The 7,122-nt window shown below is 44.3% G+C and carries 7 protein-coding genes and 1 pseudogene; 4 read left to right on the top strand and 4 right to left on the bottom strand.

What is annotated here, in order from left to right; genetic code table 11:
• Positions 1 to 224 precede the first annotated feature (224 nt).
• From rarD to ACW12G_RS05495, 4 genes are all read right to left on the bottom strand, one after another.
• Positions 225 to 1,133, bottom strand: coding sequence for an EamA family transporter RarD (rarD, locus tag ACW12G_RS05510; protein WP_455647462.1), 909 nt, complete (start codon positions 1,131 to 1,133; stop codon positions 225 to 227).
• A 115-nt stretch (positions 1,134 to 1,248) separates the two neighbouring features.
• Positions 1,249 to 1,947, bottom strand: coding sequence for an SAM-dependent methyltransferase (locus tag ACW12G_RS05505; protein WP_455647461.1), 699 nt, complete (start codon positions 1,945 to 1,947; stop codon positions 1,249 to 1,251).
• Positions 1,940 to 2,254, bottom strand: coding sequence for a hypothetical protein (locus tag ACW12G_RS05500; RefSeq protein WP_455647460.1), 315 nt, complete (start codon positions 2,252 to 2,254; stop codon positions 1,940 to 1,942). The genes ACW12G_RS05505 and ACW12G_RS05500 overlap by 8 nt, the downstream gene beginning before the upstream one ends.
• 28 nt (positions 2,255 to 2,282) lie before the next feature.
• The gene (locus ACW12G_RS05495; protein WP_455647459.1) at positions 2,283 to 2,882 is read right to left on the bottom strand and encodes a DsbA family protein; all 600 of its coding nucleotides are present in this window, start codon (positions 2,880 to 2,882) and stop codon (positions 2,283 to 2,285) included.
• Positions 2,883 to 3,147: 265 nt separating this feature from the next.
• Between ACW12G_RS05495 and ACW12G_RS05490 the strand changes: the two genes are divergently transcribed.
• The 4 genes and pseudogenes from ACW12G_RS05490 (at position 3,148) to mgtE (ending at position 6,896) form a co-directional block, all read left to right on the top strand.
• Positions 3,148 to 3,726: a GTP pyrophosphokinase gene (locus ACW12G_RS05490; protein ID WP_010000552.1), complete on the top strand. Its 579-nt coding sequence runs from the start codon at positions 3,148 to 3,150 to the stop codon at positions 3,724 to 3,726.
• A pseudogene (locus tag ACW12G_RS05485) lies at positions 3,723 to 4,517 on the top strand (NAD kinase). Before ACW12G_RS05490 ends, ACW12G_RS05485 begins: the two are co-directional and overlap by 4 nt.
• A gap of 52 nt (positions 4,518 to 4,569) precedes the next feature.
• Positions 4,570 to 5,472 carry an RluA family pseudouridine synthase gene (locus tag ACW12G_RS05480; RefSeq protein WP_029509709.1) on the top strand — a complete coding sequence of 301 codons (903 nt, stop codon included), beginning with the start codon at positions 4,570 to 4,572 and terminating at the stop codon, positions 5,470 to 5,472.
• A gap of 59 nt (positions 5,473 to 5,531) precedes the next feature.
• Complete coding sequence (gene mgtE / locus ACW12G_RS05475; RefSeq protein ID WP_010003744.1) at positions 5,532 to 6,896, top strand: magnesium transporter; 1,365 nt, start codon at positions 5,532 to 5,534, stop codon at positions 6,894 to 6,896.
• Positions 6,897 to 7,122: the final 226 nt, after the last annotated feature.

Here is a 7,122-nt window from a genome sequence, read left to right as displayed (position 1 = left end):
ATTATTGATGTTAAAAATGATGAATTTCTTATTAGTTTATCATGTCACTGTAAAATAATATACCATAGCTATGAATTTAATGTATATTTAATGCAATGCTAATCAATTCGGCTCATAAGTCTAAAAAATAGGCAAACAAAAACCCCTTAACCTTGCTCGGTGCTAAGGGGTTACATTTATCATAATCGTCAACAATCACACCAACGTTAAAAGGTTATGATTGGTTATCTTGATTGGCGTAGCGCATCATGGGGTTGGCTGAGACGGCGGTATTGATAGACACTTTCTAGGACGAAGACAGCAATACCGGCCCAAATAAAGACAAACACCACGATTTTATGCCAGCTTAAAGGTTCGTGTAATACGAAAACGGCGACTAGGAGTTGCATGGTTGGATTTAAATATTGGATAAAGCCAAGCGTCATAAATTGCGTATTTTTGGTGGCAACGGCAAAGAGGGCTAGTGGCACAACAGTCACGGCACCACTGGCAATAATCAAACCGGTGACTGTTGGCCCGTTTTGTGTAAGGATATGGGGCGACAAAAGTAAATAAATGGCGGCAAATGGCGCCACACATAAGGTTTCTAATGCGAGTGAAATCGTTGCTGGCAGTGGCACTTGTTTTTTAATCAAGCTGTAGAGGCAAAAAGAGGCCGCCATCAGTAACGTTGACAAGGGGAGCGCGCCAGTTTGCTTAGTCAGCAGTACGACGCCAATCACAACCAGGAGTAAGGCAATCATTTTAGCTGGCGATAACCGCTCGTGCAAGAACAATACCGCAATGGCCACATTCATCAAGGGCATCATGTAGTAACCAAGACTCGCCTCGGTAGCTTGATTATGTGTCACCATATAAATGTAAATATACCAGTTGACGGTAATCAGTAGACCACTTAGCATGATCCAAAGAATTTTTCGGTTTTGTGTGAGGGTGACGATGGTTTGCCAGACAGTATGCCAACTATTTTGAAAAAGCAACACCACGAAAATGGTCACCAAGGACCAAACAATGCGGTAAGCTAAGGTATCGAGTGCCGGAACGGCATGGAGTAATTCCCAAAAGATACCTAGAACGCCCCAAAATACGTAGGCTAGTAAGCCTGACGTCACACCAACTCGTGTATTGCCCATCTATTTTTCTCCTGTCAAATTAAAAAGTTATGATTATCATATCATGGTTGAATTAAAAATAATGATGAAACTGTCATTTTTATGCAAAAAAATAAATCCAATCGACTGACTGGATTTATTTAACGTGATAGACGTGATCATGGATGTTGTCAAAACTATGATGATGTTGATTGAGTAGCGGTGGCACTGTTAACTGGGCAGTTGCCCAAAATGCAGGAGAATTGGTTGCTTGCATTTTCTCCCCAATGACAATGAAATCACCAGCAAAATGTGCTTGACGTAATGCCTGTAAGACGGCCAAATCACTGTTATCCGTGTCGGGTGCCCAGCTCATAATTACCACCGCATGGGGATAAATACGCAAGGCTTGGTCAGCAGCGCAAGGTATCACAGGTGTCCAAGGATCAGGACGTTGATTATCTTGACCTGACCAGACAAAGTTGTCGGTCGCGACCACATCATCACCCCGCGCGCGTAACCCATGCGAAATCACGCCATTACCAGCCATTATCTCCAGTACTGGACGTCCGGCAACGAAGTCGTGCAAGTCATCCAACCAGCGGTTGTTGGGCAAATGCCAAATCCCATAAGTCGTAATTAACGCCTGACGAAAGTCAGCTAGTAGGGTTTCTAATGCCATTAATGCTGGCTGGTTGACGAGTTGGTGGACACTAAAACTGAGTGCTGGTAACAGGTCATCGGGTAATTGTCGTTGGGCTAAGCCTAGATAGGTGGCGAGTGCCGCGTTAATTTTGCGTTGTGCGACAGGGTGATCAGCAAATTGTTGCTGAAACTGTTGGAGTTGTTCAAACATCGTCAGTGACATCACGACGGTTATTCGGGTGACGCTTTGAGAGGGTTTCAACATGATAACGCTTGCCGTTAAAGACAAAATCAACGCCACCATCATGTTTTAACTGGTAGCGCATACGCCAAAAAGTCATTAGCGCAACAACGCCACAGATGGCCAAAACCAACAAAACAATTAAGAAAACAGCTGCCACAAAAATTAGAATGGCTGGGACTGCTACACCAATTACGGCAAGCAAGACAGGGATAGCGACTACGAGACCTAATATCACGGTCACAATAGCGCCAATAACTTCAAATATTTTTCGCATCTTAACGACCTTTCCGAGAATAATGGCATTAGGCCAACGCTTCAAGTTGTTGTTGGAGCGCCAAAGGGGTCATGTGATTGCCCAAGTGTGGCCCAAAGGTTTGCACTAAGTTCGCCACTGAGAAATCCGTCACCAGTTGCATTTCGTGAGTGAGCATATCGTCAATAGCAATTACCGCTTCTTGGCGTTGCAACATCGTTTGCGCTAATTTTTGATCCGCAATCACAGCCGCTAGCGTATCATCCGTGACCCGATTGTGCAAGAAATCATCTGTATTGATGCCAACTTGTTGCGCTGTGGCAACTGACAGGGCTTCTGAATAATGCAGATTTTGGTTTGTCACACGTTGTTGGATTTGCACTAAAAAGTTGCGGGCCTTTTTGTTGCCTTCGATTTGGGCTGCTTTATAGTCACACACCACGTGGAAAATTGTATCGGCTAGCGAAGTTGGTTGGTCCGTTAAAACTGCGCGGTGCGTCGCATATTCGGTGACTGTATCAGGGTTGATCAACGGAATAAACCGCAAACGGGTGCGCGTGGCGAGACCAGGGGTAATATAAAGTAAGCGTTCTTCAGTTTTTAAACAGGTTGGTGAAAATGGGTTGGAAAAATGATAAATATCAAGCATGTGATGCCTCCGTATCAAGATAGTGAGACTTAAAATGAGCTATTGTCCAGAGAGTTATTTTACCCGCAAAACACGTCCTTGTCGACTGATACGCTCAAAACCAAACAAGATCTGTGTTAAAATAAAATGTGAGGGCAATCAACAATTTCAGCCACACTTATTTCATGATCATGACCTTAAATGATAATTAAATGAGTTGCTGTATTTGAATAAGGGACAACAACGTCTGCCTGAATGATAATTATGTTGAGAAAGAGGTGTCATTATGAATTGGGACCAATTCTTCGTGCCATATGAGCAGACAGTGACAGAATTAAAAGTAAAGCTGCGTGGGTTACGCGAACAGTACGAACAAGATGGGAAAAATTCACCCATCGAATTCGTGACTGGTCGGGTAAAATCACGGGCATCTATTGAAGAAAAAATTGTACGACGCCACTTGGACGAATCACGTTTAGCGCTTGATTTACAAGATATTGCCGGCGTCCGCGTGATGACAAAATATGTGGAAGATGTGTACCGCGTTGTTGAATTACTGCGGGAACGCTCTGATTTTCAAATTTTAGAAGAACGTGATTATGTGATGAATGCGAAGCCGTCTGGCTATCGCTCATATCATATTGTGATTGAATATCCAGTTCAGATGTATCATGGTGAGAAAAAAGTGTTAGCCGAAATTCAAGTTCGCACGATTGCCATGAATGTCTGGGCAACGATTGAACATGATTTGCGTTATAAGCATGGCAACGAACTCCCAGCTGACTTAGCAGAACAACTGACCTTGTTAGCGGATGAAAATTTTGAATGGGATCAACGGGTCAGTGAAATTCGGGCAGCAGAATGAAAATAGCAATTTTTAACAATCATGACGCCAGTTCACAAACGATTACCCAAGCGTTAATCGTTGCGCTGGAAAGAGCGGGACTAACCATTGATCATGGACGGCCAGACGTCGTCGTGTCGGTGGGTGGTGATGGGACGTTTTTAGGAGCGTTTCAACATTACGTCGATCAAATTGATACGGTCCGTTTTGTTGGCTTGCATACTGGCCACTTGGGGTTTTATACGGACTGGTTGCGAACGGAACTGCCGCAATTGGTCGCAAGTCTTCAACATGATAATCATGAACGAGTCAGCTATCCCTTACTGGAAATGACGGCTGTTTATGACAGTGGGTTAGAGTATCGTTTTTTGTCGTTAAATTAAGCAGTCATTAAGCAACCCATGGGGACGCTGGTGGCCGATATTTATCTTGGTGATCAATTATTTGAACGGTTTCGTGGCGACGGGATTGCGGTTGCAACACCATCAGGATCAACGGCTTATAACAAGGCCAATGGTGGGGCAGTGCTACATCCCAGTATTCCGGCCATTCAAATGTCAGAAATTGCTTCCATTAACAACCGCGTATTCCGAACACTGGGTTCACCACTGATTGTGCCAGATGGGCAAGAAATTGTGATGCGACCAAAAAGTGATCATTTTTTGGTGATGTATGACCAGTCTGATATCAAGGGTCAAAACATCGCCGAATTACGTTTCCGCGTGGCGGATAAAAAAATTCATTTTGCTGCTTATCGGCATGTGGATTTTTGGCAGCGCGTGAAACGTGCGTTTATTAGTGACATCAGTTAATTAAATGAGAGGAAATGTTTGACACACTTTGTGTGTCAAACGTGGCATAATAATGCAATTTACATGGACCTATTCAGGGACTGAACAGCGCAAAGTGCGCACATTTTTACAAGCACATGGTGTGTCACACCGAATGTTTAGCCAAATGAAACACAATGGTGGGGCGATTTTAAAAAACGGCCAACCGGTGTATACGTCAGATTATTTAGATGATGGCGATGAAGTGACCATCGTGATGCCAACGGAAAAAAGTAATGATTTGGTGGTGCCAGATTACAAGCCACTAGACATCATTTTTGAAAATGAACATTGGCTTGTTGTTGATAAGCCCTATGGGGTGACGACTGTGCCTGGCCATGCTGACCGGTTGCACACGTTGGTCAACCAAGTCAAAGGGCATCTAGAAGAAACAAACGCCGAAGATTTGGTGCCACACGTTGTCACACGACTTGATCGCGACACGTCAGGGATTGTGTTGTTGGCTAAGCATCGCTTTGCGCATGCCGTTTTGGATCAACAACTGCAAGAGCATACGGTGGAAAAGTTCTATTTAGCCTACACCAGTGGCATTTTGCCAGAGGATCATGGTGATATCAATGCGCCAATTGGTCGCGTTGAGGGTGATTTTATTAAGCGTGAAGTCCGTGATGATGGAAAGCCATCGCGGACAGAATACTGGGTTGAACGCCGCTATGATGAAGATGGCGATAATCCGATGACACGTGTACGCGTGCAATTGCATACTGGTCGGACACATCAAATTCGCGTTCATTTCCAAAATATTGGCCATCCTTTAGTTGGCGATGATCTCTATGGTGGGCCACTTTGGCATGGCTTGGAACGACAAGCCTTGCATGCTTACCATATGAAGTTTTATGATCCTTTTATTGAGGATTACCGTGAGTTTAATACGAAGTTACCAGAAGATTTAAAAGGGCTACGCGATTTGGCATAATCTGATCGCGTTTTTGTTTGATAATTGCTGGTGACAAGTCAAGATAGGTGGGTGATAACATGGCAGAACAAACCGAACAATTAGATGAAACAATTCAACTCCTATCTGACTTGTTACAGTCCGGGCAAGACAGTGAGTTCATTGAGAGCTTTGAAGCGTTACACGATTTTGAAATGGCGCAGGTGTATGCCGAATTACCAGAACAATTTCGTGCAGTGGCGTGGCGTTTATTACCAATAGATGTTTTGGCTGCGGTATTTGATAATTTAGATGTTGATGAAGTGGACATTGCTGGTTTGTTGGCAGAAATGCCGCCACAACGAGGCGCACAAATTTTGCAAGAAATGTATACCGATAACGCGGTTGATTTATTGCAAGAAATGCCGTCAGGACAAATTGCCACGTATCTCAGTCTTATGCCAAAGGCCGATGCTGATTCGGTTCGTAAGCTGATCAACTATGATGATCAAACGGCCGGCTCACTGATGTCGACGGAATATTTGGCGGTCAAAGAGGATTTGAAAGTCGGCGAAGTCATGCGGTTGGTTAAAAAACAAGCGCTTGAGGCCGAGTCCATTAGCTACGTCTACGTATTAGACCAACAAGGGTTACTGGTTGGAGTTATTTCACTGCGTGATTTGTTGACGCATCCAGATGACATGCCCGTTTCAGAAATCACCAATGATCGCATTATTAGCGTGCGGGCCGGTGATGACCAGCAAGAAGTTGCGCAAATTGTGGCCGATTATAATTTCTTGTCAATTCCCGTTACGGATGATAAGAATCATTTATTGGGTGTGATTACTGTCGATGATATCGTGGATGTTATTGATGAAGAAGCGGTTGAAGATTATTCTGGTTTGGCTGCCGTGAACGTGAGTCAAATTAATGATTCACCTTGGCATTCAGCGGTGAAACGCATTCCGTGGTTGATTGCTTTGTTGCTGTTGGGGATGCTAACGGCGACGGTAATTGGCTCATTTGACGGTTTGGTACGACAAGTGGCCATTTTGGCCGCGTTTATTTCCCTGATTACGGGAACTGCTGGTAATGCTGGTACCCAGTCCTTGGCCTTGGCTGTGCGTCGGATTGCCGTCGGCAGTGAAAATAGTGGCTTGCGTGACTTTCTGAGTGAAGTGATTGCAGGCTTGATTGTTGGGTTAGCAACAGGGATGTCAGTGTTTGCGATTGTCACTTTTTGGAAGCACAATATGATTCTCGGCTTTGCCGTGGGGGTAGCAATGACCATGGCCATCATGGTAGCGAATTTGGCCGGCTATCTTATTCCTTTGTTGATTGACAAATTAGGATTTGACCCAGCGGTCGCCAGTGGCCCGTTTATTACCACACTATCTGATTTAACGTCCGTGTTGATTTATTTCAATGTGGCACAACTCTTTTTGGTACATCTTGCTGGTGGCTAATCTTGTTGTGACGCGATTGATTGTGTATACTATTGGATTAATAAGGCAAGGAGAAAAATAATGCCAACGCGTAGCGACATGCATCAAAGACACCAAAATGGTGGGAAACAACCGAAAAAAAGACACTGGGTACGACGTATCTTGATCACAGTTGTCTTATTATTGCAGGTATCCGGCGATGCGGGTGGGACTTTGGCCTATTACAAAATGCACCGCACGGACACTA

This window comes from Leuconostoc sp. (genome assembly GCF_965300815.1).
Note: the sequence above shows the minus strand (reverse complement) of the source record. Positions and strands in the feature narration are given on the sequence as shown.

Coding starts and splice junctions, on each gene's coding strand:
- rarD (WP_455647462.1), bottom strand. CDS start 1,133: ATGGGCAATACACGAGTTGGTGTGACGTCAGGCTTACTAGCCTACGTA.
- ACW12G_RS05505 (WP_455647461.1), bottom strand. CDS start 1,947: ATGTTTGAACAACTCCAACAGTTTCAGCAACAATTTGCTGATCACCCT.
- ACW12G_RS05500 (WP_455647460.1), bottom strand. CDS start 2,254: ATGCGAAAAATATTTGAAGTTATTGGCGCTATTGTGACCGTGATATTA.
- ACW12G_RS05495 (WP_455647459.1), bottom strand. CDS start 2,882: ATGCTTGATATTTATCATTTTTCCAACCCATTTTCACCAACCTGTTTA.
- ACW12G_RS05490 (WP_010000552.1), top strand. CDS start 3,148: ATGAATTGGGACCAATTCTTCGTGCCATATGAGCAGACAGTGACAGAA.
- ACW12G_RS05480 (WP_029509709.1), top strand. CDS start 4,570: ATGCAATTTACATGGACCTATTCAGGGACTGAACAGCGCAAAGTGCGC.
- mgtE (WP_010003744.1), top strand. CDS start 5,532: ATGGCAGAACAAACCGAACAATTAGATGAAACAATTCAACTCCTATCT.